Here is a 23,778-nt window from a genome sequence, read left to right as displayed (position 1 = left end):
GTCTACGCGAACAGGCGCTGCAGCCGCTGCACGCCCTCGAGCAGCTGGTCGTCGCCGAGGGCGTACGACAGGCGCAGGTATCCGGACGGGCCGAACGCCTCGCCCGGGACCACGGCGACCTCGGCCTCGTCGAGGATGAGATCGGCGAGCTCGAGCGACGTAGTGGGCGTCTTGCCCGCCCACGTCCGACCGATCAGGCCCTGCACGTCCGGGTAGACGTAGAACGCCCCGAGCGGGTTCGGAACCCGGACGCCGTCGATCTTCGACAGCTCCGAAACGATGAGCTTCCGGCGGCGGTCGAAAGCCTCGCGGAACTGCTCGGCCTCGGTCTGCGGACCGCTGAGGGCTGCGATCGCCGCCTTCTGCGCGATGTTGTTGACATTGCTCGACAGGTGCGACTGCAGGTTGCCGGCGACCTTGATGGCGTCGGCGGGGCCGACCATCCAGCCGACGCGCCATCCGGTCATCGCGTAAGTCTTGGCCACGCCGTTGACGAGGATCGTCTGGCCGGCGACATCCGGCACCGCCTCGACGATCGAGGTCGCCTTGACGCCCTCGTAGGTGAGGTTCTGGTAGATCTCGTCCGAGATGATCCAGATGCCGTGCTCGAGCGCCCACTCGCCGATCGCGCGGGTCTCCTCGGCGGTGTACACCGAGCCGGTCGGATTCGACGGCGAGACGAACACCAGGACCGTCGTACGTGAGGTGCGCGCGGCCTCGAGCTGCTCGACCGTCACCTTGTAGTCCTGGTCGGCCCCGGCGAAGACCTCGACCGGCATGCCGTCGGCCAGCCGGATCGCCTCGGGATAGGTGGTCCAGTACGGAGCGGGCAGGAGCACCTCGTCGCCAGGGTTCACGACGGCCTGGAACGCCTGGTAGACCGACTGCTTGCCGCCGTTGGTGACGATCACCTGGCTGGGGGAGACCTCGAGCCCCGAGTCGCGCAGCGTCTTGGCCGCGATCGCCTCACGCAGCGCCGGGAGGCCCGGGGCGGGGGTATACCGGAAGTTCGCGGGATCCTTCAGGGCCTCGGCTGCGGCATCCACGATGAACTGCGGCGTCGCGAAGTCGGGCTCGCCGGCGGCGTAGGAGATGACGGCCTTGCCCTCGGCCTTGAGCGCTTTGGCCTTGGCATCGACCTTGAGCGTCGCCGACTCGGCGATGGCGGACAGCTTGCGGGAGAGAGGTGCGCGTTCGGTCACACCTCAGATGCTACTCGGGCTGGTCCGAAGCCGTGAGACATGCTCTGGTTGTGAGACTGAGTCCCAGCTACAATGATTCTCAGTCTCGTACCGTCTACTCAGGAGTGAACGATGAGCGCAGCCACCCCGTACATCCCCCCGATCGCGGAATACGCCTTCCTCTACCGTGAGGCCTTCGGCCGCGACATCGTCGCCGCGGCATCCGGCGGAGCGATCACCGCCGACGACGCCGTCGAGATCATCGCGGGCGCCGGTGAATTCGCAGCCGAGGTGCTCGCGCCGCTCGACCGCGCAGGCGACCGGATCGGCGCGCGTCTCGAGAACGGCGAGGTGCACCTGCCCGACGGATTCGCCGAGGCCTACCAGGCGCTCGTGGAGGCGGGCTGGGTCAGCGCGACCGCGCCGGAGTCCGCAGGCGGCGACGGGCTGCCCGAGTCCATCGGGGCCGGCCTCGGCGAGATCTGGAACGGCTCCAACATGGCGTTCGCGCTGTGCTGGATGCTGAGCGCAGGGGCGATCCACGCGCTCGACGCCGCGGCATCCGATGAACTGCGCGAGACGTACCTGACCAAGCTCGTCAGCGGCGAGTGGACCGGGACGATGAACCTCACCGAGCCTGAGGCGGGCAGCGACCTCGGAGCGATCCGCACCACGGCGACTCCGCGCGAAGACGGCACGTACTCGATCAGCGGACAGAAGATCTTCATCACCTGGGGCGACCACGACTTGGCCGAGAACATCGTGCACCTGGTCCTCGCCCGGACCCCTGGTGCGCCGGACGGTGCGAAGGGGCTCTCGCTCTTCGTCGCACCGCGCACGCTCGTGAACGCGGACGGCTCGCTGGGTGAGCGCAACCGCGTCGAGACCGTCGCGATCGAGCACAAGATCGGCATCCACGCGAGCCCCACCTGCGTGCTGTCCTACGAGGACGCCACCGGCTACCTCGTCGGAGAACTCCACGGCGGCCTCGCGGGCATGTTCGTGATGATGAACTCGGCCCGCGTCGGCATGGGCCACCAGGCGACCGGCATCTCCGACCGTGCCTACCAGGGTGCTGCGGACTACGCCGCCGGACGCCTGCAGGGATCGGTCCAGGACAGGCCCGCCGGCGCTCCGATCGCCGAGCACCCCGACGTGCGCCGCATCCTGCGCTCCATGTCGAGCCAGGTGTTCGCGATGCGGGCACTCGCCGTGCACGTCGGCGACCTTTTCGACCGGGCGCACGACGAGGCCGATCTGCTGCCCATGGCCGAGTTGTTCGTTCCGATCCTCAAGGGATGGACGAGCGAAGAGGCGCTGCGCGTCACGAGCGACGGCATCCAGGTCTACGGCGGCATGGGCTTCGTCGAGGAGACCGGCGCAGCCCAGCACTACCGCGACGCGCGCATCATCCCGATCTACGAGGGAACGACGGCGATCCAGTCCAACGACCTCATCGGGCGCAAGGTGCTGCGCGACGGCGGCTCGACCGTCGGTGCCCTCTTCGCGCAGATCGACGAGACCGTCGCCGCGCTGCGGGCGACGGAGGGTGCTGTGGCGGTTCGTGTCGCGGACCGTCTCGCGCGCGCGGTGGAGGCCGCGCGGCGTGCCACCGACGCCCTGCTCGCCTTCGGCCTGGGACGCGATGCATCGGCCGTCAGCGTCCCGTACCTCATGCTGCTCGGTACACTCTCGGGCGGCTGGATGCACGCGCTCGCCGTGGTCGCGGTCGCGGCGCATGCTGAGCCTGCCGAGACGGATGCCGCACGCCTGACCGACGCGGACTTCTACGCCGCGCACCACCTCGCCCGTGTGCACGCGCTCGCCGAGACCGTCGCTGTCGGCGAGATCGCCTGACCGCCCCCGCGAAACAGGCCTTGCCGCGCGAAACATGTCGTGGCAAGACCTGTTTCGCTGTGCAAGACCTGTTTCGCGGGCGCAGCAGCTGGATGCGCGCGCTCAGTCCTCCTCGACGAGGTGCTTCGAGTACGCCGACAGCGTCAGGAACGCGGGGAACTCCGTCCCCAGCGACACCTCGCGGAAGATGTCGGCCGCCTCGTCGTAGCGGTCGCCGGCCGAGCGCGTGGTCTGCGCGAGCACCTCGGTGATCAGGCCCTCGACGTACTCGGCGGTGATGCGCGTGCCGTCGTCGGTCGACCGGTCCTGGTGGATCCACTGCCACACCTGCGAACGCGAGATCTCGGCGGTCGCGGCATCCTCCATGAGGTTGTCGATCGCCACGGCGCCGAGGCCCCGCAGCCACGCCTCGATGTAGCGGATCGCCACGGAGACGTTGTCGCGCACGCCCTGGGCGGTGATCGGGCGGCCGATGCGCAGGTCGAGCAGATCGGATGCCTTCACGTTCACGTCGTCGCGCTGACGGTCGACCTGGTTCGGGCGGTCGCCGAGCACGGCGTCGAACTCGGCCTGAGCCGTGGGGATCAGATCGGGGTGCGCGACCCAGGTGCCGTCGAAGCCGTCGCCGGCCTCGCGCTTCTTGTCGGCGGAGACCTTCTCGACAGCCGCGGCCGTCACCTCGGGGTCGCGACGGTTCGGGATGAACGCGCTCATGCCGCCGATCGCGAACGCTCCGCGCTTGTGGCAGGTCTGCACCAGCAGCTCGGTGTAGGCCCGCATGAACGGCACCGTCATCGTGATCTCGCTGCGGTCGGGCAGCACGAAGCGGGCGCCGCGACCGCGGTAGTTCTTGATGATCGAGAAGATGTAGTCCCAGCGTCCGGCGTTCAGGCCCGCGCAGTGGTCGCGCAGCTCGTACAGGATCTCGTCCATCTCGAAGGCCGCCGGCAGCGTCTCGATCAGCACCGTCGCGCGGATCGTGCCGTGCTCGATGCCGATGTACTCCTCGGCGAACGTGAAGACGTCGTCCCAGAGCTTGGCCTCTTCGCTGGACTCGAGCTTCGCGATGTAGAAGTAGGGGCCGCGGCCGCTGTCGATGAGCGCCTGGGCGTTGTGGAAGAAGTACAGCCCGAAGTCGACGAGCGACCCGGATGCCGCCATGCTGCGGCCCGTACGGTCGATGAACGTCAGGTGCTTCTCGACGAGGTGCCACCCGCGCGGGCGCATCACGATGGTCGGGGTGCGCTCGGCCGTGACCTCGTAGCGCTTGCCCTCGGGGGAGGTGAAGCTTAGCTCGCCGCGGATCGCGTCGCGCAGCGACAGCTGGCCGCCGATGACGTTCTGCCAGGTGGGGCTGGTGGCATCCTCCTGGTCGGCGAGCCAGACGCGGGCGCCGGAGTTCAGTGCGTTGATGGTCATCTTCGGGTCGGTGGGACCGGTGATCTCCACGCGGCGGTCCTCGAGCCCGGGGCCGGCGCCGGCGACGCGCCAGTCGGCGTCCTCACGGATGTGCCGGGTGTCGTCGCGGAACTGCGGGTCGTGGCCGCTGCCGATCTCGAAGCGGCGGCGCAGACGATCGGCCATCCGGTCGTGGCGGCGGTTCGCGAAGCGGTGGTGCAGCTCGGTGAGGAACGCGATCGCCTCCGGCGTGAGGATCTCGTCGAACCGGTCTCGTACGGGACCCGTGACCGTCAGGGCGGGGCCCTGCTGGATGGTCTGGGTCGGAGCGGTGGTCGGAGGAGCGGTGGGAGTGGTCATGATCTGGATCCTTGCGTTGAGACGGTTGCTGGTGTCTGTCGGCCCGGATGCTCTGGTGGAAGCGGTGGGCGATCGAGGCGTGTCACCTACTCTGCGTGAAGTTCAAGCGCTCCGAAGGCCAATCTCGAGGTGAAGAATTTTAAAACTTCTGCTTTCGTGACAGAATCGGCCGCATGAGCAACGCCGACGCTGCAGAAGACACCGACGCCCTCACGATCGGCCGCCGCATCCGGCAGCTGCGCACCGCCCGGGGCATGACGCTCGACGACCTGGCATCGGCCGTCGACCGCGCCCCGAGCCAGATGTCGATGATCGAGACGGGCAAGCGCGAGCCGAAGCTCACGCAGCTGCAGGCGATCGCCCGCGCTCTCGGCGTCACGATCGATGCTCTGCTCGAGGGCGAGCCGCTCGACGAGCGCAGCGCGGCCGAGATCGCACTCGAGCGCGCGATGAAGGGGCAGACCTTCCAGGCGCTGGGCATCGAGCCGTTCCGCATCGCGAAGACGGTGCCGACCGAGGCGCTCAAGGCGCTGCTCGCGCTGCACGGCGAGATCGATCGGCTGAAGGACGAGCGCGCGGCGACGCCGGAGGAGGCCCGCCGCGCGAATGTCGAGCTGCGCCATCTCATGCGCAGCCAGGACAACTACTTCGAAGACCTCGAGGAGCATGCGTCGCGCATCCTCACGGCAGTCGGGCACCCGGGCGGGCCGCTGACCCAGCGCACGGCATCCGAGATCGCCGCGTATCTCGGATTCACGCTGCACTACGCGCCCGACCTGCCGCAGACCACGCGCTCGGTCGCCGATCTGGCGAACGGGCGGCTCTACCTCTCCACCAGCATCCAGGCCAAGGGCGACGCCCGCACCTCGGTGCTGCAGGCCCTGTCGAGTCGGATCCTCGGCCACGCCGAACCGCACAGCTACGCGGAGTTCCTGCGCCAGCGGGTCGAGACGAACTACCTCACCGGGGCGCTGATGATCCCCGAGTCGCACGTCGTGCCGTCCCTGAAGGCTGCCAAGGAGCGCAGGGCGATCTCGATCGAGGACCTCCGCGACGCCTACTCGGTCTCGTACGAGACAGCGGCGCACCGCTTCACGAACCTCGCCACCCGGCACCTCGACATCCCGGTGCACTTCCTCAAGGTGCACGAGTCGGGCACGATCACGAAGGCGTATGAGAACGACGACGTGAACTTCCCGACCGACCGCCTGGGCGCGATCGAGGGGCAGATGTGCTGCCGCCGGTGGACGAGCCGGGTCGTGTTCGATGAGGACGACCGTTTCAACCCGTACTACCAGTACACCGACACGGGCAACGGCACCTACTGGTGCACCGCCCGCGTCGAGGCGTCCAGCGAAGGCCTGCACTCGGTGAGCGTCGGGGTGCGCTTCGACGACACCAAGTGGTTCGTCGGCCGGGATACCCCGCACCGCGGCGTCTCGAAGCACTCGGTGGAGGTCTGCTGCCGCCGTGCACCCGCCGACCTCGAGGAGCGCTGGCGCGAGCAGTCCTGGCCGAACGTGAAGACGCCGCGCACGCTGCTGGCGACCCTGCCGACGGGGTCGTTCCCCGGTGTCGACACGACCGACGTGTACGAGTTCCTCGAGGCGCACGCCCCGCGCTGATCCTGGCGCGCGGAGCCGGACAGGGCGGACGTCAGACGCGCCGGGCCATGTAGACGTCGATCTCGTCCTCCTCGTACGGCTCGAAGCCGTACCGCTCGTACAGGCGCCGCGCCGGGCTGCCCTGCAGCACGTTCAGGCGGTACGTGCCGGGCTGGCGCAGGATGACGTCGAGGATGCCGCTGCCGACGCCGCGGCCCTGCACGGCGGCATCCAGGTAGAAATGCTCGATCCAGGTGGCGTCCTCGGCGACGCGGACCGCGATGGATCCGGCATCCCTGCCGTCGACGACGATCACGCTGGTGGAGGCCGGGGCGAACGCCGCGCGGAACCGCTCCCGCACGCGCACCGGGTCGAAGCGCCCGAGCCGTTCGAGGTCGTCGCGGAGCACGGTCGCGCGCAGCTCGACGATCCAGTCGGCATCCTCGATCCGACACGGGCGCAGCGTCCAACTCACGCATGCAACCCTAACGATGCGCGCGCGTTCCCAACGATGCGCGCGCGTCGCGCTAACCTGGCGACGTCGTGACTTCAGGAGGGGATGCCATGACCGCCGAGCCGGACGCCGAATCCGATGCGCGCCTGTGGAGGGACGAGTTGCGCTCGATGGTCAGCGGGGTCAGCCTCGTGGTTCTCATCGCGGCGATCGCGCTCGCTGTGTGGGGCGTCTTCGATTCGATGACGGATGCCGACGGGGACCGGTTCTGGGGCAATTTCATCGTCGCCTCCCCGGGGATCTATGCGGGCTGGTTCATGCTCGAGGTCGTATGGAAGCGGCTCGCTCACGTCGGCACCGTCCTGCTGCGCCTGATCTCCGCCTGCATCATCGCGCCCGCGCTCGTCGCGATCCCCGTCGGCGTGATCCAGGCGATCGCCGTGGCATTCCCCGGCGTTCGCGACACGATCACGGAGGCCAAGAGTCTCAACGGCGGGTTCCACTACTGGTGGGACGAGGGCTTCGCCACCCAGCTGCTCCTCGTGCCGTTGGGCGGCTACGCGATCGGCATGTGCATCCCGCTCGCCGTCGCCCTCATCATCGCGCTGCCGGTGATCTCGATCCGTGCTCCGCAGATCGCGGCGCAGGGCTCGCACCTCGAGAAGGTCGAGGGGGCGAAGCAGTTCTCGACCACGGCGTTCGTGTTCTGCGGTCTCGGGGCGACGACGCTGGGCATCATCCTGTGGGTGTTCGGAGAGGGGCGCAGCATCGCCGACTTCCCGGAGTATCTCGGGCGCTTCATCCGCACCATGGAGCAGGGCTATGTGTACTGGGAAGACGGCATGTGGCTGCTCGGCGTCGTGTGCGTCGTGATCGGGGTGGGGCTGATGGGCTGGGGCTGCGTCCGCGTGCTGTTCGCCCGCGGCGCCGCGCAAGACTGACCGCGAGAATGCCGCTGCCGTAGGAGACGGATGCTGGCACGCGCCGTCTCGCCGCGCAGTGCAATTCTCAGGCGGTCGGGGAGGCCTGCAGCAGCGCCCACAGCTCGGCGCGCGCCGGAAACGCCGACAGGTCGAGGCCGAGGAGGCGCGATGCCTGCGCGACGCGCGAGCGCAGGGTGTGGCGATGGATGCCGAGGGCGGATGCCGCCGGATCCAGACGCGCGTCGTGCTCGAGCCAGACGCGAAGCGTGTGCTCGAGGTCGGGGTCCGCAGCGCGCAGCGGCGCGAGCCGGGACTGCGCCACGAGCCCGGCGTCGTCCGTGCGCAGGGCGGCGAGGATGCCGGACGCCGACGCCTCAGCGAAGCGGGTCACGCCAGACCCGCCGCGGCGCAGTGCGCTGAGCGCCTGCCCGTGCGCGTGCGAGAACGCCGTATAGTCGACACCCTCCGACGCGCCGATGCGGATGCCGAAGCGCTCGGCGGCTTCGTCGAGCAGCGCGGCATCCGTCTCGGGAAGGCACACGACCACGCCTTCCGGCGAGCTCGCCAGGAACGCGCGGGAGCCGCGCTCGGCCCGCCGCCGCTCCCACCACTCCTCGAGCGCCCCCGGGCCGGCATCCGGCGCGACGGCGACGATGACCGGCAGTGCGGGCAGCGTTCCGAGCACCTGCCGGGCGAGGGCGTCGTCGTCAGCGAGGAGCGACACCAGCAGCTGGGAGTGCAGGCGCCGGCGGGCGTCTTCGAGCTCCTCGGTCTGCTCCAGCGCGAGGCCGGCCATCGCGATCACCGAGGTGACGACGGCGCGTGCCTCCGAATCCAGGCCCGGCGCGGCGATCGCGATCGCCCCGCGCAGGCCCCGCGAACGTCCGAGAGTGAACAGTTGCACGGCGTGCCCGTCGAGCACGACGGACCGGCCGGCTTCCGCCCCCCGGGCGAGGACGTCCGAGACATGCCCGTCGAGCTCGGCGCGGGCGGCGGGTGAGATGCCGCCGGGGGGATGCTCCAGCGTCAGCGCGCCCGCGGCGTCGAACATCGCCACCCAGGCGTCGAGTCGTCGGCCGAGCTCGGCGATGATCGCGACGAGTCCGTGCGGACGCAGCGCTGCAGCGGCGAGCGCGCGCTGCGTGTCGAGCGCCCAGCTGCGGCGGGCGAACGCCTGGGCGGCGACCGCCTCGGCGTGAGCGCGGGCGACGGCGATGAACGGCGTCTCGTACGGCACCTCGAACAGGGGGATTCCGGCGCTTGCGCATGCCTCGACAAGGGCAACCGGCACCTCGGGATGCCGCACGCCGGTACCGAAGCCGAGCCCGGCGACGCCGCGCGCGGCGAGCCGATCGACGTACTCCTCGGGGGACGTCTGCCCGTCGAACTGGCCACCCGTCGTCAGAAGCGCGAGGTCATCGGCGAGGAAAGGGGTCGGGTCGGGCAGATCGGTCGAGTGCACCCACCGCAGTGGGCGATCCACCGCCTCGTCGGCCCCGGAGACGAGGCGCAGGGCAAGAGCGGGTGTCGCGAGCAGACTGCGGAGATTGGCGTCCGACATCGATGTCCAATCGGGTGAACAGGTTGCCGAAATTATACAATTCGGCGAATGCATCCGGGAATCGTTCGGAATACGCTCGCGATATGAGCCTCCTCGACACCATCCCCGCCGGCGGACCGACCCTCGCCCAGGAGCGCCGCCTGGTCACTCCACTGCCGGGTCCGCGTTCGGCCGAGATCCTCGCCCGCAAGGCGGATGCCGTCCCCGCCGGCGTCGCGCACACGGTGCCGATCACCGCGGTCGCGGCCGGTGGTGGCATCGTCGTCGATGCCGACGGCAACTCCCTCATCGACCTGGGCTCCGGCATCGCCGTCACCTCGGTCGGCAACGCGCACCCCAAAGTCGCCGCAGCCGTCGCCGCGCAGGCCGCCCAGTTCACGCACACCTGCTTCATGATCTCGCCCTACGAGTCGTACATCGAGGTGGCCGAGGCGCTGAACCGACTCACCCCCGGCGACTTCGCGAAGAAGACCGCGCTGTTCAACTCCGGCGCCGAGGCCGTCGAGAACGCGATCAAGATCGCCCGCAAGCACACCGGCCGTCAGGCGGTTGTCGCCTTCGAGCACGGCTATCACGGTCGCACGAACCTCACCATGGCGCTGACCGCCAAGGCGATGCCCTACAAGAGCGGATTCGGTCCGTTCGCCCCCGAGGTCTACCGGGCGCCGCTGTCGTACCCGTTCCGCGACGGCCTGTCCGGGGCGGATGCCGCGACCCGCGCCATCACGCAGATCGAGAAGCAGGTCGGCGCCGACAACCTCGCGGCCGTCATCATCGAGCCGATCCAGGGCGAGGGCGGGTTCATCGTCCCGGCGGACGGATTCATGCCCGCGATCGCGGAGTGGTGCCGCGCGAACGGCGTGGTGTTCATCGCCGACGAGGTGCAGACCGGCTTCGCCCGCACCGGCACGATGTTCGCCTCGGAGCAGTTCGACATCGAGCCCGACCTCGTCACCACGGCCAAGGGCATCGCCGCCGGCCTCCCGCTCGCCGCCGTCACCGGCCGCGCCGAGATCATGGATGCCGCGCACGCCGGAGGCCTCGGCGGCACCTACGGTGGCAACCCCATCGCGTGCGCCGCAGCCCTCGCCGCGATCGACGTGTTCGAGAACGACGGGATGGTCGAGCGCGCCCAACAGATCGGTGCTCTGCTGCGCGAGCGTCTGAACGCCCTGGCCGCCGCGGACTCCCGCATCGGCGACGTCCGCGGTCGCGGCGCGATGACGGCGATCGAGTTCGTCGACCCGGCCACGAAGGCGCCGGATGCCGCACTCGCGGGTGCCGTGGCCAAGGCGTGCATCGCCGAGGGCGTGATCGTGCTGACCTGCGGCACGTTCGGCAACGTCATCCGCTTCCTGCCCCCGCTGTCCATCGGCGACGAGCTGCTGAACGAGGGCCTCGACGTCGTCGCCGGCGCCCTCGCCGCCGCCTGATCCGCCCCGCAACGCCCGCAACGCCCGAGAACCAGGAGTGTCCATGAGCATCACCGCATCCGACGAGAAGACGCTGCTCGACAGCATCCCCACCGGCCTGTACATCGGCGGCGAGTGGGCGCCCGCGACCGGCGGCCGCACCTTCGACGTGCACGACCCGGCAACCGGGGCCGTCATCCGCTCGATCGCCGACGCGACCGCCGAGGACGGCATCCGCGCCCTGGACGCCGCGGCCGCCGCGCAGGACGAGTGGGCGGCGACGCCCGCCCGCACCCGCAGCGACATCCTGCGCCGTGCGTTCGACCTCGTGCAGGAGCGCAAGGAGGATCTCGCGCTGCTGATGACCCTGGAGATGGGCAAGCCCCTCGCCGAGGCGCGGGGCGAGGTCGCCTACGGCGGGGAGTTCCTGCGCTGGTTCAGCGAGGAGGCCGTGCGCATCAGCGGCCGCTACGGACAGAACCCCGAGGGCACAGGGCGCATGATCGTGTCGCAGCGCCCGGTGGGCCCCTCGTTCTTCATCACCCCGTGGAACTTCCCGTTCGCGATGGCCACGCGCAAGATCGCACCGGCGCTCGCCGCGGGCTGCACGGTCGTGATCAAGCCGCCGGCGCTGACGCCGCTGACGACGATCTTCTTCACGAAGCTCCTCGAGCAGGCGGGCCTGCCGGCAGGCGTCGTCAACGTCGTGCAGACCTCGTCATCGTCGAAGCTCTCGGCGCCGATCATCGCCGACCCCCGGCTGCGCAAGCTCTCCTTCACCGGGTCGACCGAGGTGGGGCGCAAGCTCATCGCGCAGGCCGCCGACGGCGTGCTCCGCGTCTCGATGGAGCTCGGCGGCAACGCGCCGTTCGTCGTCTTCGAGGACGCCGATCTCGACAAGGCGGTGGAGGGCGCGATGCTCGCGAAGTTCCGCAACATCGGGCAGGCCTGCACCGCTGCGAACCGGTTCATCGTGCACTCCTCGGTCGCCGGCGAGTTCGCCGACCGGATCACCGAGCGGGTGAAGGCCATGAAGATCGGCCGGGGAACCGAGGACGGCGTCGCGATCGGTCCGCTCATCGATGCGGATGCCGTCGACAAGGCCCACGCGCTCGTCGAGGACGCCGTCGAGCGCGGCGCGACGATCCGCACCGGCGGCAACGCAGTCGAGGGCGAGGGCACGTTCTACGAGCCCACCGTCGTCACCGAGGTGGCTGCGGGCAGCGACATCCTCCGCGAGGAGATCTTCGGCCCGGTGCTCGCGATCGCGACCTTCGAGACCGAGGCGGATGCCGTGCGCCTGGCGAACGACACCGAGTACGGTCTGGTCTCCTATGTCTTCACGGAGGACCTGGCCCGCGGACACCGCATGATCGACGCCCTCGAGACGGGCATGATGGGTCTGAACGTGGGCGTGGTCTCCAACGCCGCGGCTCCGTTCGGCGGGGTCAAGCAGTCCGGTGTCGGACGCGAGGGCGGCTTCGAGGGCATCCACGAGTACCTGTCCACGAAGTACACCCTGATCCCGAACTGAACCACCCCGCACACCCCGCGAGAGGACGATGATGACCGACTACGCCGTGACCAACCCCGCCACCGGTGAGACCGTCGCCACCTATGAGACCGCGACGGACGCCCAGATCGAGGAGACCGTCGTCCGCGCTCACGCCGCGGCATCCGTCTGGGGCGCGACGTCCCCGGCCGATCGCGCGGCGGTGATCCGCCGCATCGCCGAACTGCACCGCGAACGCAAGGACGACCTCGGGGCGGTGATCGTGAAGGAGATGGGCAAGCCCATCGCCGCTGCGGTCGGCGAGGTCGAGTTCGCCGCGGACATCATCGAGTTCTATGCCGACAACATCGAGCGGATCACGGGCGACCAGCCGCTCGACATCCTCGGAGACGGCACCGCGGTGATCCGCCGCGCGCCGCTGGGAGCACTGCTGGGCATCATGCCGTGGAACTTCCCGGCGTACCAGGTCGCCCGGTTCGCGGCTCCCAACCTGGCGATCGGGAACACGATCATCCTCAAGCACGCCCCGCAGTGCCCCGAGTCGGCGGCCATGATCGAGGCGATCTATGCGGATGCCGGGCTCCCCGACGGTGCGTACGTCAATGTGTACGCAACCAACGAGCAGGCGGCGACGATCATCGCCGATCCGCGCGTGCACGGCGTCTCGGTGACCGGATCCGAGCGCGCGGGCGCGGCCGTCGCCGAGGTCGCCGGTCGCAACCTCAAGAAGGTCGCGCTCGAGCTCGGCGGTTCGGACCCGTTCATCGTGCTCTCCACGGATGACCTGGATGCCGTCGTGCAGAACGCCGTCGATGCGCGCCTCGACAACAACGGTCAGTCCTGCAACGGCGCCAAGCGCTTCATCATCGCCGACGATCTGTATGACGAGTTCGTCGAGAAGTTCGTCGCCGCGCTCGCCGCCGTCGACGCGACCGACCCGACGCAGGAGGACACGGTCCTGGGGCCGCTCTCGTCGCTGGCCGCTGCCGAGCGTCTGCAGGAGCAGGTCGATCGCGCCGTGGCCCAGGGCGCCACGCTGCTCACCGGCGGCACGCGCGAGGGCGCCTTCTTCGCGCCGACCGTGCTGGCGGATGTCACCGCCGACATGGACGCTTATCAGGAGGAGCTGTTCGGTCCTGCCGCCGTCGTCTACCGCGCGGTCGATGAGGCGGACGCGGTCGCGATCGCGAACGGCACCCCGTTCGGACTCGGTTCGTACGTCTTCACGACGGATGCCGAGCAGGCCGAGCGCGTGGCCGACGGCATCGAGGCGGGCATGGTCTACGTCAACCTCGTCCTCGCCGACAGCCCCGAGCTTCCGTTCGGCGGCGTCAAGCGCAGCGGCACCTCGCGCGAGCTCGGCCTGCTCGCCGCGGACGAGTTCGTCAACAAGAAGCTCATCCGCAAGGCGTAGGCGGGCGGAGCGAGGATCTCTCGCTGATCCTGTCGAAGCGTCGATCCGGCCCCTTCGACAGGATCAGGGGTCGGACCCCAGTACCTTGGAGGGATGAAGCCCGAGCGCATCACCCGCACGCAGTCCGTCGTCGACGGGCTGCTCGACGAGATCATCGCCGGGCGACTGGTCGCGGGGGAGGCGCTGCCGGCGGAGGCCGACCTCGCCGCTCTCCTCGGCGTCTCCCGGCTGACGCTGCGCGAGGGGGTGCGCCTCCTCCAGGCGCAGGGCGTCATCGTGCCTGTGCCGGGCAGCCGCCACCGCGTCGCGCCCGTCGACGAGTGGACGGGGCTCGAGGCCGTCGTCCGGTACTCGCGCAGCGGGGGAGCGCGCCGGCGCTCGTCGCTGGATCTGCTCGACATGCGCGTGATGTTCGAGACCGGGGCGGCCGAGCTCGCGGCTCCTCGCGCCACGGCCGAGCACATCGCCGAGCTCGAGACCCTGCTCGAGCGGATGCGCACCGCGCACGACCAGGGCGACGTCCCGGGGTTCGTGGATGCCGACCTCGCCTTCCACGACGTGATCTTCGCCGCGGCCGACAACAGGATCCTCGTGGCATCCGTCCGTCCGCTGACCACGATGCTGCAGGACTCGCGCAGCGAGACGAGCGCGGTGCTCGAGATCCGCGAGCATGCGCTCGTGGAGCACGCCGCGGTCCTCGAGGCCATGCGCACGCGATCGGCGGATGCCGCCCGCGAGGCCATGGCGAGCCACATGCGCCAGACGCGCGACGACCTGCTGCACTACGTGCTCGGGGAGTAGGCGGCCGGGCACGGTTGCGCGGGCGAGATGTTCGGCGTACCCTCGTTATCTGATATCGGATAACCCGCTCCGATCTCTCAGATCCTCTGAACGAAGGAGTTCTCGTGCACATCGGCGCGCTGCTCGCCGGCATCCCGGCCCCGGTCGATCTCAGCGCAGCAGAGGTCCGTGCATCCCTGGATCCGAAGGGCGTCCTCGTCGTGCTCGACGACGACCCCACCGGCACGCAGTCGGTCGCGAACCTCCCCGTGCTCACGCGCTGGGAGAGCGAAGACCTCGCCGGCGCCTTCGCGACCGGAGCCCCCGCCGTCTACGTCCTCACCAACACGAGGTCGCTCGACGAGGCGGAGGCCGCGCGGCGCAATCGCGAGGTCGTCGCCGTCGCGCTCGCAGCCGCAGCGGATGCCGGCAAGCACGTGACCTTCGTCTCGCGGGGCGACTCCACCCTCCGCGGCCACTTCCCCCTCGAGACCGACGTGCTCGCCGCCGAGATCGTCGCGCACGGCGGGGAGGCCCCGGCCGTCACGCTGGTGATCCCCGCCTTCCCGGACGCCGGACGCATCACGGTCGACTCGGTGCACTACTGGGTCACCGGCGACGAGGCGACGCCGGTGGGCGAGACGCCGTTCGCGGAGGACGCGACATTCGGCTTCGCCTCCTCGGATCTGCGCGATTGGGTCGCAGAGAAGACCGACGGGCGCATCCCCGCCGGCGAGGTCGCAGCCCTCACGCTCGAGATCATCCGCGCCGGCGTCGAATCCGTCGGATCCTTCCTGCGCTCGGTGCCGCTCGGCTCGGTCGTCGCGGTCGACGTCGTGGAGGAGAGCGACATGCGCGTCCTCGCGCTCGCCCTGCACAGCCTCGATCGCGACGTGCTGCTGCGCGTCGGGCCTCCGTACGTCCGGGCGTACATCGGCCAGGAGATCGCCGAGCCGGTCTCCGCGGCCGACATCCCGTTCGCGTACGACCGCGGCGGGCTCGTCGTCGTCGGCAGTCACGTGCCGCTCACCACGGCCCAGCTCGCCGAGCTCCGCCGCCAGCGCCCTGACACGGTCACGATCGAGCTCGATGTGCGGCAGCTCATCGATGACCGCCGCAAGGCGCACCTGGATGCCCAGGCCCACGCGGTCGCCGAGGCGCTGGCATCCGGCTCCGTCATCGTGCACACCACGCGAGAGCTCGTCACCGGTGCAGACGGAGACGCCAGCCTCGAGATCGCTCGTCAGGTCTCCAGCGGCGTGGTCGACCTCGTGCGCCGCGTGCTCGCGATCGCCCCGCCGCGCTTCGTCATCGCCAAGGGCGGCATCACCTCCAGCGATGTCGCCAGCGAGGCGCTCGAGATCCGCCGCGCCACCGTGCTCGGACCGATGCTCCCGGGCATCGTCTCGCTCTGGCAGCCGCAGACCGGCCCCGCCGTCGGCATCCCGTACATCGTCTTCGCCGGCAACGTCGGCGACACCGATTCCCTGGCGCGCGTCGTCGCGACGCTCGCCGACGCAGAATGAACCCGAAAGGAACGCAGATGACCTCCACCGTCGCCGTCATCGGTCTCGGAGCCATGGGGCTCCCGATGGCCACCCGCCTCGCGCAGCGCTTCGAGGTGCGCGGCTTCGACATCGCCGAGGCCCGTGTCGCCCTCGCCGCCGAGCAGGGCGTGAAGCCCGCAGGCTCCGCCGCCGAGGCGGTCGCCGATGCCCAGGCCGTTCTCGTCGCCGTCCGCACCGGCGCGCAGCTCAATGACCTCTTGTTCGGCGAGAGCGGGCTCGCCTCGCACCTCGCGGACGGTGCGGTCGTGATCCTCACCAGCACCGTGGGCACCGAGGGGATCGGTGCCATCGCCGAGCAGCTCGCCGAGCACGGTGCACAGCTCGTGGATGCTCCGCTCTCGGGCGGACCCGTCCGTGCCGGCGAGGGCGACCTGCTCATCGTCGTCGGCGCTGCGCCCTCGGCGCTCGAGGTCGCTCGCCCCGTTCTCGACCAGTTGGCCTCGACGCTGTCGATCGTGGGTGACAAGCCCGGTGACGGCCAGGCGCTGAAGACCGTGAACCAGCTGCTGTGCGGCGTGCACATCGCCGCCGCCGCCGAGGCGCTGGCCCTGGCCGACGCCCTCGGCCTCGACCGCGAGAAGACGCTCGAGGCGCTGACCGCCGGGGCTGCGAACTCGTTCATGCTCGGCAACCGCGGCCCGCGCACCCTGCAGGCCTACGACGACGAGGGCGCCGAGGTGCTCAGCCGCCTGGACATCTTCGTCAAGGACATGGGCATCGTCGGAGACGCCGCCCGCGCCGCACACCTGTCCACTCCCGTGGCGAACGCCGCCGAGCAGCTGTTCCTGCTCGGCGAGGCCCAGGGCCTCGGTGCGCACGACGACTCCGCCGTCATCCGCGTCATCGCCCCCGAACGACTCTCCTGACACCGAACCCCACCACTCGGGCGCACCCGCGCCCATGAAACCGAAAGAAGAGATCCAGAGATGCTTCCTCTTCCCGCGCTGATCGCCATCGGCGTCGCAGGCCTCGCACTGCTGCTCCTGCTGATCATCCGCTTCAAGATGCAGGCGTTCTACGCCCTCATCCTCGTCTCGATCCTCGTCGGCCTCGCCGCAGGCCTGCCCATGACGACGATCCCGGCCTCCGGCGACACCCCGGAGCAGCTCGGCATCATCCAGGCGATCATCGCCGGAGTCGGAGGGACGCTGGGTTCGGTCGCCGTGCTCGTGGCGCTCGGCTCGATGCTCGGCAAGATCATCGAGCTGTCCGGGGGAGCGGAGTCGCTCGCCGGGAAGTTCACGAAGTGGCTCGGCCCGAAGCGGGTCGGCATCGCGCTGGTCATCGCTGCCGGCATCCTGGCGATCCCGGTGTTCTTCGATGCCGGCTTCATCATCCTCGTGCCGATCATCTTCGCCTTCTCGAAGATCGCCGGGCTCAACCCGATCAAGTTCGGGCTTCCCGTCGCGGGCATCATGCTCGCCGTGCACGTCGCAGTGCCGCCGCACCCGGGCATCGTCGGCGGCGCCACGATCCTCGGCGCAGATCTCGGCTGGGTCCTGATCTTCTCGCTGATCATCTCGATCCCGCTGGCGGCACTGTCGTTCTGGGTCGGCAAGCTCATCAACCGGCGCGAGTTCGCCATGATCGAGGCGACCAAGGAGATGTTCGACAGCTTCGGCACCGAACAGCCGTCGGCCAACGCCGGGCTCCGCGACGGCGAGAAGGCCCCCAGCGCGTTCACCGTCCTCGGCCTCATCCTTCTGCCCCTCGTGCTCATCATGCTGGGCACCACCGTCGCTCCGGCGTTCGAGGCCGGCAGCTTCTGGAACGGGTTCCTCGCCATGATCGGCCAGCCGATCTTTGCGCTCATGGTCGCGATCGCCGCGGCGATGTTCTTCCTCGGCGTGCGTCGCGGATGGTCGCCCGCGAAGCTCGGCGAGGTCATGGAATCGGCGCTGCCGTCGGCCGCGGTCATCATCCTCGTCACCGGTGCCGGCGGTGCGTTCGGCAAGATCCTCACCGAGACGGGCATCGGCGGCGCGGTCGCCGAGCTCATGGCCGGCAGCGGGATGCCGGTGCTCCTGGCCGCGTTCCTCATCTCGCTCACCATGCGCGCGGCCCAGGGGTCTGCGACCGTCGCGATTACGACGACGGCCGGTCTGCTGCTGCCCACCGTCGCGGTGCTCGGCCTGGACCCGATCCATATCGCGCTCGTCGCCGTCGCGATCGGCTACGGCGCGCTCGGCCTCAGCCACGTGAACGACTCGGGATTCTGGGTGGTTACCCGGTACCTGGGCCTGTCGGTCAAGGACGGCCTGCGCACCTGGACGCCTCTGACCACCGTCCTCGGCGTCGCCGGGTTCCTCCTCACCTGGCTCACCTACGCCCTCATCCCGATGGCCTAGGTCGGGGATTCCCGCGGAGAGGGGGCGGTTCGGCGCGATCACGGCGCCGGGCCGCCCTCTCGCCGTGAGGCGGGCGTACGCTCGGAGCCATGGCCACCGTCGCAGAGAACATCGTCCGAACCCTTCGCGCCAACCGGATCGACCGGGTCTACGGCATCCCCGGGGATTCGCTCAACGGATTCACCGACGCCCTTCGCAAGGACGGCATCATCCGCTGGCTGCATGTGCGCCACGAGGAGTCGGCCGCTTTCGCCGCCGCAGCGGATGCCGCGATCACCGGCGACCTCGCGGTCGTCGCCGGCTCCTGCGGCCCGGGCAACCTGCACCTCATCAACGGGCTGTTCGATGCCCAGCGGTCACGGGTGCCCGTGCTCGCGATCGCCGCGCACATCCCGACCACCGAGATCGGCACCGGCTACTTCCAGGAGACGCACCCGCAGGAGCTGTTCCGCGAGTGCAGCGTGTACGCCGAGTACGTCGCCGACCCTGCGCAGATGCCGCGTCTGATGGAGATCGCGATGCGCGCGGCGATCGAGGAGCGCGGGGTCGCCGTGCTCGTGATCCCGGGAGACGTCGCCCTCGCCGAGATCGAGGACGACCGCGCCGTGGTCATCGAGCGGGCGCATCCGGTCGTCGTGCCGAGCCCTGCCGAGCTAGAGAATACGGCGGAGCTGCTGAACGCGTCCAAGAGGATCACGATCCTCGCCGGCGCAGGGGCCGAGGGGGCGCACGATGCGGTCGTCGCGCTCGCCGACCGGCTCGCAGCTCCCATCGTGCACGCGCTGCGCGGCAAGGAGTTCATCGAGTACGACAACCCGTTCGACGTCGGAATGACAGGTCTGCTCGGCTTCGCCTCCGGCTACCGGGCGATGGAGTCGGCCGACACGCTGCTCGTGCTCGGATCGGACTTCCCGTACGCGCAGTTCTATCCGGAGGATGCGACCACCATCCAGGTCGACATCCGCGGTTCGCAGCTCGGCAAGCGGCATCCACTCGATCTCGGTCTGGTCGGCGACGTGCGGGCAACCGCCGAGGCGCTGCTCCCTCGCATCGCGGCGAAGTCCGACCGCTCGCACCTCGACGATGCCGTCGCCCACTACCGCAAGACGCGCACGAAGCTGGACGAGCTGGCCGTGCCCGCCAAGGGCAGGAACTCGATCCACCCGCAGTACCTCGCCCGCCTGCTCGATGAGCAGGCGTCCGACGATGCGATCTTCACGGCCGACGTGGGTTCTCCCACCGTCTGGGCGGCGCGCTATCTCACGATGAACGGCCGCCGCCGGCTGATCGGATCCTTCACGCACGGGTCGATGGCGAACGCCCTGATGCACGGCATCGGTGCCCAGGCTGCGCAGCCGGAGCGTCAGGTGGTCGCGCTCGCGGGCGACGGGGGACTGGCGATGATGCTCGGAGAGCTCATCACGCTCACGCAGAACAGGCTGCCGGTCAAGACGATCGTGGTGAACAACTCGTCCCTGAACTTCGTCGAGCTCGAGATGAAGGCGGCAGGGTTCGTCACCTACGGCACCGACCTCGACAACCCCGACTTCGCTGCCGTCGCCCAGGCACTCGGCATCTTCGCGCGGCGCGTCGAGCGCAGTGAGGATCTGCCGGATGCCGTCGCCGAGGTGCTCGCGCACGACGGGCCGGCCCTGCTGGACGTCGTCACCGAGCGGCAGGAGCTCTCCATGCCGCCGGCGATCACCGCCGAGCAAGTGAAGGGCTTCGCGCTGTACGCGATCCGCACCGTCATGTCGGGTCGCGGCGATGAGCTGCTCGACCTCGCGCGGGCCAACTGGCGGCAGCTGTTCTGAGGGGTGCACCCGCCGCCGGTTCGCCGGGCCGCGCACCATGCCGTACACTGGACAGGCAGTTGTCTGCATCCTTTTCCCGTGCCTCCGGGCGCGAGGGGGACGCAGACCCAGGGCCTCCCGGGGCTCTAGGGCGGTAGCTCAATTGGCAGAGCAGCGGTCTCCAAAACCGCAGGTTGCAGGTTCGATTCCTGTCCGCCCTGCGCGTCAGCGCCACGCTGGCACACGAAAGGTACATTCAGGATGGATCAGGACGAACCGCGCGGCGAGATCGTCGCGGCAGGCGGCGCCGCCGGTGTGAAGAGGCTCGGCTTCTTCGGGCGGATCGCACTGTTCTTCCGCCAGGTCATCGGCGAACTGCGCAAGGTCGTCACGCCGACCCGCAAGGAGCTGTTCAAGTTCACTGCGGTGGTGCTGGTGTTCGTCGTGATCGTCATGGCCTTCGTGTACGGTCTGGACACCGCGTTCTCGTGGCTGACGTCACAGGTCTTCGGAGTGCCGCAGTAAGCGATGCTCCTGCGGCACCGTCCGCACCGAATGGAAAGAAACAACGTGTCTGAACGATATTCCGACGACGCCGACTGGGCGACCGCAGCGGAGCAGTCCAGCGAGGACGACGAGGCGCAGGAGGGCAACGTCCTCTCCGCCGAGGAGAAGGCGTCCTCCGCAGCTGAACGCGAGGCCGTGCACATCGAGGGCGACGACGAGAATGCCGACGATGAGGGCACGGAAGACATCGACATCGACGACCCGGAGGCGGACGCGATCGTGAACGACGCTCTCAACCTGGACGAGACGGCAGAAACCGAAGCTGCCGCCGAAGTCCTCAACGACTCGACGGCCGAGGAGGCCGCCGACCTCGAAGCCGCCGCTGCGGACGAGGTCAGCCCGTACGACGGCCCCGACGTGAACGGCGACGAGGACCGTCCGTCGGAGGAGGACTCCGAAGAGGACCCGTACGAGGCCTTCCGCATGGACCTGCGGATGATGCCGGGCAAGTGGTACGTCATCCACTCCTACGCCGGCTTCGAGCGCAAGGTGAAAGCCAACATCGAGCAGCGCAAGTCCACGCTCGAGGTCGAGGACGACATCTACCAGGTCGAGGTCCCGATGGAGGACGTCGTCGAGATCAAGAACGGCCAGCGCAAGATGGTCACTCGCGTGCGCATCCCGGGTTACGTGCTCGTGCGCATGGAGCTCAATGAGGACACCTGGTCGGTCGTCCGTCACACCCCGGGTGTGACCGGCTTCGTCGGCAACGCCCACAACCCGACGCCGCTGCGCTTCGAAGAGGCGTTCAACATGCTCAAGGCCCTCGTCGAGGTCAAGGACGTCCCGACCGCGAAGAACGTCCAGTCCAAGGGCGGGGTCGCCGTCGCGCGCCCTGCCGTCGCCGAGGTCGACTTCGAGATCGGCGAGACCATCACGATCAAGGAGGGCTCGTTCGCCGGGCTCCCCGGTTCGATCAGCGAGATCAAGCCCGAGAGCGGCAAGCTCACGGTGCTCGTGTCGCTCTTCGAGCGCGAGACCCCGGTCGAGCTGTCGTTCGACCAGGTCACGAAGATGATCTGAACAACGCTTTCGGAACGGCCGTCCTTCGGGGCGGCCGTTCTGCGTTTCCGGCATCCTGCCCGGATCAGGTAGACTTGCGTGGTTTGTGTGCGCGTTTCGGCGCGCCCGCATGCAGCACCGCGATCCGGAGATGCCGGATCCGCGGGAGAGGGATGCTCCGGCATCCGCTCGATGAAAGGAACAGAGAATGGCACCCAAGAAGAAGGTGACCGGCCTGATCAAGCTCCAGATCAACGCCGGCGCCGCGAACCCGGCGCCGCCGATCGGCCCCGCGCTCGGTCAGCACGGCGTGAACATCATGGAGTTCTGCAAGGCGTACAACGCCGCGACCGAGTCGCAGCGCGGCAACGTCATCCCCGTCGAGATCACCGTCTACGAGGACCGCAGCTTCACGTTCATCCTGAAGACGCCGCCGGCCGCAGAACTCATCAAGAAGGCCGCAGGCGTGCAGAAGGCCTCGGCCACGCCGCACACCGTCAAGGTCGGCAAGATCACCAAGGACCAGGTCCGTCAGATCGCTGAGACCAAGCAGGCCGACCTGAACGCGAACGACATCGAGGCCGCCTCGAAGATCATCGCCGGCACCGCCCGCTCCATGGGCATCACGGTCGAGGGCTGAGGGGAATAATCATGGCAAAGTCCAAGGCTTATCAGGCTGCCGCCGCGAAGATCGAGGCAGACCGCTACTACACCCCGACCGAGGCAGTCGCCCTCGCGAAGGAGACCGGCTCGGCGAAGTTCGACTCGACCGTCGAGGTCGCGCTGAAGCTCGCCGTCGACCCGCGCAAGGCGGACCAGATGGTGCGCGGCACCGTCATCCTCCCGCACGGCACCGGAAAGACCGCCCGCGTCATCGTCTTCGCCACCGGCCCCGCGGCCGAGGCTGCGATCGCCGCCGGCGCTGATGAGGTCGGCGGCGCCGAGCTCATCGAGAAGGTCGCCGGCGGCTGGACCGACTTCGACTCGGCAGTCTCGACCCCTGAGCTCATGGGTCAGGTCGGTCGTCTCGGCAAGGTGCTCGGTCCCCGTGGCCTCATGCCGAACCCGAAGACCGGCACCGTGACCCCGAACACGGCCAAGGCCGTCGAGGAGATCAAGGGCGGAAAGATCGAGTTCCGCGTCGACAAGCACGCCAACGTGCACTTCGTCGTCGGCAAGGCCTCGTTCTCGGCTGAGCAGCTGAACGAGAACATCGGCGCCGCTCTCGAGGAGATCGTGCGTCTGAAGCCGTCGAGCTCGAAGGGCCGCTACATCCAGAAGGGCGCCGTGTCGACCACGTTCGGCCCCGGCATCCCGCTGGATGTCAACGCCATCTGACGCTGATACGACGACAGGCCTCCACCGTTCCGGTGGGGGCCTGTTGTCGTTCCGGGGGATGCCGGCGGGCCCGGGAATCCGCGGATGCCGAGCGCGACACGCCAGGGAAACGGCCTCGATTTGCCGGGACTCCGGATCCCGCGTAAGTTATTACTTGTTCGCCCCACAGGGAAGCGGAGAGGCCCAGAGCCTCACCCCCCTCAAGCGGAGAACCACCTCCCGAATCTCTCACTTGAGAGTCCTGGACGCTTGCGTCTAGAATGGGAGCTTCCACCTCTTCTGCGGTTCATCTCGACCGCGCAGCGGATTTCAGATCCGGTCGGCGCGTCGATTTGACAGGCCGGATGAGGCGGATAAGATTGAGAAGTTGCCCTGCGGGCCTGGTTGTGATGGCCGGGTCGTGGGTGCGTCCGATCCTTGAGAACTCAACAGCGTGCACTTGTCAAATGCCAAATAACCTCGTCTCTGCTTCGGCAGGGTGAGATTCCTTTGGATCAAAGACCAACCCTTTCGGGGGTTGGCATTCGGATGAAGTCAGCAATGATGTCATCTCTTTGGTCAGTTTCAAACTCGCAGCCTTGACCTTATTCCGGTTTTGGTTGTTATTTGTTTTTTTACGGAGAGTTTGATCCTGGCTCAGGATGAACGCTGGCGGCGTGCTTAACACATGCAAGTCGAACGATGAAGCCCAGCTTGCTGGGTGGA

At 69.0% G+C, this 23,778-nt stretch carries 19 protein-coding genes, 1 tRNA gene and 1 rRNA gene; 17 read left to right on the top strand and 4 right to left on the bottom strand.

Going from position 1 to position 23,778, the window contains the following annotated elements; all coding sequences use genetic code 11:
• Positions 1–2: 2 nt before the first annotated feature.
• A complete protein-coding gene (locus AB0269_RS06935) occupies positions 3–1,202 on the bottom strand; it encodes a pyridoxal phosphate-dependent aminotransferase (protein ID WP_366210538.1) in 1,200 nt (399 codons plus the stop codon).
• A gap of 111 nt (positions 1,203–1,313) precedes the next feature.
• Here AB0269_RS06935 and AB0269_RS06930 point away from each other — a divergent pair, with 111 nt between their 5' ends.
• Positions 1,314–3,038, top strand: coding sequence for an acyl-CoA dehydrogenase (locus AB0269_RS06930; RefSeq protein WP_366210537.1), 1,725 nt, complete (start codon positions 1,314–1,316; stop codon positions 3,036–3,038).
• A 102-nt stretch (positions 3,039–3,140) separates the two neighbouring features.
• Here the strand turns inward: AB0269_RS06930 and aceB are convergent, their stop codons facing one another.
• Positions 3,141–4,796: a malate synthase A gene (gene aceB / locus AB0269_RS06925; protein WP_366210536.1), complete on the bottom strand. Its 1,656-nt coding sequence runs from the start codon at positions 4,794–4,796 to the stop codon at positions 3,141–3,143.
• A gap of 173 nt (positions 4,797–4,969) precedes the next feature.
• Between aceB and AB0269_RS06920 the strand changes: the two genes are divergently transcribed.
• Entirely contained in the window at positions 4,970–6,421 is a 1,452-nt protein-coding gene (locus AB0269_RS06920; RefSeq protein ID WP_366210535.1) for a helix-turn-helix domain-containing protein, read from the top strand.
• Positions 6,422–6,452: 31 nt separating this feature from the next.
• Here the strand turns inward: AB0269_RS06920 and AB0269_RS06915 are convergent, their stop codons facing one another.
• Positions 6,453–6,875 (bottom strand): GNAT family N-acetyltransferase, encoded by a 423-nt coding sequence (locus AB0269_RS06915; RefSeq protein WP_366210534.1) that lies wholly within the window; start codon positions 6,873–6,875, stop codon positions 6,453–6,455.
• Positions 6,876–6,964: 89 nt separating this feature from the next.
• Between AB0269_RS06915 and AB0269_RS06910 the strand changes: the two genes are divergently transcribed.
• Positions 6,965–7,795: a hypothetical protein gene (locus AB0269_RS06910; RefSeq protein WP_366210533.1), complete on the top strand. Its 831-nt coding sequence runs from the start codon at positions 6,965–6,967 to the stop codon at positions 7,793–7,795.
• Between the two features lie 67 nt (positions 7,796–7,862).
• On the opposite strand, the gene AB0269_RS06905 is transcribed toward AB0269_RS06910, so the two are convergent.
• Positions 7,863–9,338 carry a PucR family transcriptional regulator ligand-binding domain-containing protein gene (locus AB0269_RS06905; protein WP_366210532.1) on the bottom strand — a complete coding sequence of 492 codons (1,476 nt, stop codon included), beginning with the start codon at positions 9,336–9,338 and terminating at the stop codon, positions 7,863–7,865.
• 83 nt (positions 9,339–9,421) lie between these two features.
• On the opposite strand from AB0269_RS06905, the gene gabT reads away from it, so the two are divergent.
• From gabT to AB0269_RS06835, 14 genes are all read left to right on the top strand, one after another.
• Complete coding sequence (gene gabT, locus AB0269_RS06900; protein WP_366210531.1) at positions 9,422–10,771, top strand: 4-aminobutyrate--2-oxoglutarate transaminase; 1,350 nt, start codon at positions 9,422–9,424, stop codon at positions 10,769–10,771.
• Between the two features lie 43 nt (positions 10,772–10,814).
• Positions 10,815–12,284, top strand: coding sequence for an NAD-dependent succinate-semialdehyde dehydrogenase (locus AB0269_RS06895; protein ID WP_366210530.1), 1,470 nt, complete (start codon positions 10,815–10,817; stop codon positions 12,282–12,284).
• Positions 12,285–12,315: 31 nt separating this feature from the next.
• Entirely contained in the window at positions 12,316–13,677 is a 1,362-nt protein-coding gene (locus AB0269_RS06890) for an NAD-dependent succinate-semialdehyde dehydrogenase (RefSeq protein WP_366210529.1), read from the top strand.
• Positions 13,678–13,770: 93 nt separating this feature from the next.
• Positions 13,771–14,478, top strand: a complete 708-nt coding sequence (locus AB0269_RS06885; RefSeq protein ID WP_366210528.1) for a FadR/GntR family transcriptional regulator — start codon at positions 13,771–13,773, stop codon at positions 14,476–14,478.
• Between the two features lie 104 nt (positions 14,479–14,582).
• Positions 14,583–15,983, top strand: a complete 1,401-nt coding sequence (locus AB0269_RS06880) for a four-carbon acid sugar kinase family protein (protein WP_366210527.1) — start codon at positions 14,583–14,585, stop codon at positions 15,981–15,983.
• A gap of 17 nt (positions 15,984–16,000) precedes the next feature.
• Positions 16,001–16,891, top strand: coding sequence for an NAD(P)-dependent oxidoreductase (locus AB0269_RS06875; RefSeq protein ID WP_366210526.1), 891 nt, complete (start codon positions 16,001–16,003; stop codon positions 16,889–16,891).
• Positions 16,892–16,951: 60 nt separating this feature from the next.
• Positions 16,952–18,373, top strand: a complete 1,422-nt coding sequence (locus AB0269_RS06870; RefSeq protein ID WP_366210525.1) for a GntP family transporter — start codon at positions 16,952–16,954, stop codon at positions 18,371–18,373.
• A gap of 89 nt (positions 18,374–18,462) precedes the next feature.
• On the top strand, positions 18,463–20,187 hold the full coding sequence (poxB, locus tag AB0269_RS06865) for a ubiquinone-dependent pyruvate dehydrogenase (RefSeq protein ID WP_366210524.1): 1,725 nt from the start codon (positions 18,463–18,465) through the stop codon (positions 20,185–20,187).
• A gap of 127 nt (positions 20,188–20,314) precedes the next feature.
• A tRNA-Trp gene (locus tag AB0269_RS06860) sits at positions 20,315–20,387 on the top strand.
• Positions 20,388–20,427: 40 nt separating this feature from the next.
• Positions 20,428–20,691, top strand: a complete 264-nt coding sequence (gene secE / locus AB0269_RS06855) for a preprotein translocase subunit SecE (RefSeq protein WP_175985287.1) — start codon at positions 20,428–20,430, stop codon at positions 20,689–20,691.
• A 45-nt stretch (positions 20,692–20,736) separates the two neighbouring features.
• Positions 20,737–21,756, top strand: a complete 1,020-nt coding sequence (nusG, locus tag AB0269_RS06850) for a transcription termination/antitermination protein NusG (protein WP_366210523.1) — start codon at positions 20,737–20,739, stop codon at positions 21,754–21,756.
• 187 nt (positions 21,757–21,943) lie between these two features.
• Positions 21,944–22,375, top strand: coding sequence for a 50S ribosomal protein L11 (gene rplK, locus AB0269_RS06845; RefSeq protein WP_175985292.1), 432 nt, complete (start codon positions 21,944–21,946; stop codon positions 22,373–22,375).
• 11 nt (positions 22,376–22,386) lie between these two features.
• Complete coding sequence (rplA, locus tag AB0269_RS06840) at positions 22,387–23,073, top strand: 50S ribosomal protein L1 (RefSeq protein ID WP_366210522.1); 687 nt, start codon at positions 22,387–22,389, stop codon at positions 23,071–23,073.
• Positions 23,074–23,686: 613 nt separating this feature from the next.
• Positions 23,687–23,778, top strand: a 16S ribosomal RNA gene (locus AB0269_RS06835); the annotation flags it as partial.

The sequence above is a fragment of the Microbacterium sp. NPDC077644 genome, assembly GCF_040702785.1.
Classification (GTDB): Bacteria; Actinomycetota; Actinomycetes; order Actinomycetales; family Microbacteriaceae; genus Microbacterium.
Note: the sequence above shows the minus strand (reverse complement) of the source record. Positions and strands in the feature narration are given on the sequence as shown.

What these genes read in the sequence shown, in the direction of transcription:
- gabT (WP_366210531.1), top strand. Translation starts at nt 9,422, where the DNA reads ATGAGCCTCCTCGACACCATCCCCGCCGGCGGACCGACCCTCGCCCAG.
- aceB (WP_366210536.1), bottom strand. Translation starts at nt 4,796, where the DNA reads ATGACCACTCCCACCGCTCCTCCGACCACCGCTCCGACCCAGACCATC.
- AB0269_RS06920 (WP_366210535.1), top strand. Translation starts at nt 4,970, where the DNA reads ATGAGCAACGCCGACGCTGCAGAAGACACCGACGCCCTCACGATCGGC.
- AB0269_RS06930 (WP_366210537.1), top strand. Translation starts at nt 1,314, where the DNA reads ATGAGCGCAGCCACCCCGTACATCCCCCCGATCGCGGAATACGCCTTC.
- rplA (WP_366210522.1), top strand. Translation starts at nt 22,387, where the DNA reads ATGGCAAAGTCCAAGGCTTATCAGGCTGCCGCCGCGAAGATCGAGGCA.
- AB0269_RS06895 (WP_366210530.1), top strand. Translation starts at nt 10,815, where the DNA reads ATGAGCATCACCGCATCCGACGAGAAGACGCTGCTCGACAGCATCCCC.
- rplK (WP_175985292.1), top strand. Translation starts at nt 21,944, where the DNA reads ATGGCACCCAAGAAGAAGGTGACCGGCCTGATCAAGCTCCAGATCAAC.
- AB0269_RS06885 (WP_366210528.1), top strand. Translation starts at nt 13,771, where the DNA reads ATGAAGCCCGAGCGCATCACCCGCACGCAGTCCGTCGTCGACGGGCTG.
- AB0269_RS06890 (WP_366210529.1), top strand. Translation starts at nt 12,316, where the DNA reads ATGACCGACTACGCCGTGACCAACCCCGCCACCGGTGAGACCGTCGCC.
- AB0269_RS06870 (WP_366210525.1), top strand. Translation starts at nt 16,952, where the DNA reads ATGCTTCCTCTTCCCGCGCTGATCGCCATCGGCGTCGCAGGCCTCGCA.
- AB0269_RS06875 (WP_366210526.1), top strand. Translation starts at nt 16,001, where the DNA reads ATGACCTCCACCGTCGCCGTCATCGGTCTCGGAGCCATGGGGCTCCCG.
- AB0269_RS06910 (WP_366210533.1), top strand. Translation starts at nt 6,965, where the DNA reads ATGACCGCCGAGCCGGACGCCGAATCCGATGCGCGCCTGTGGAGGGAC.
- secE (WP_175985287.1), top strand. Translation starts at nt 20,428, where the DNA reads ATGGATCAGGACGAACCGCGCGGCGAGATCGTCGCGGCAGGCGGCGCC.
- poxB (WP_366210524.1), top strand. Translation starts at nt 18,463, where the DNA reads ATGGCCACCGTCGCAGAGAACATCGTCCGAACCCTTCGCGCCAACCGG.
- AB0269_RS06905 (WP_366210532.1), bottom strand. Translation starts at nt 9,338, where the DNA reads ATGTCGGACGCCAATCTCCGCAGTCTGCTCGCGACACCCGCTCTTGCC.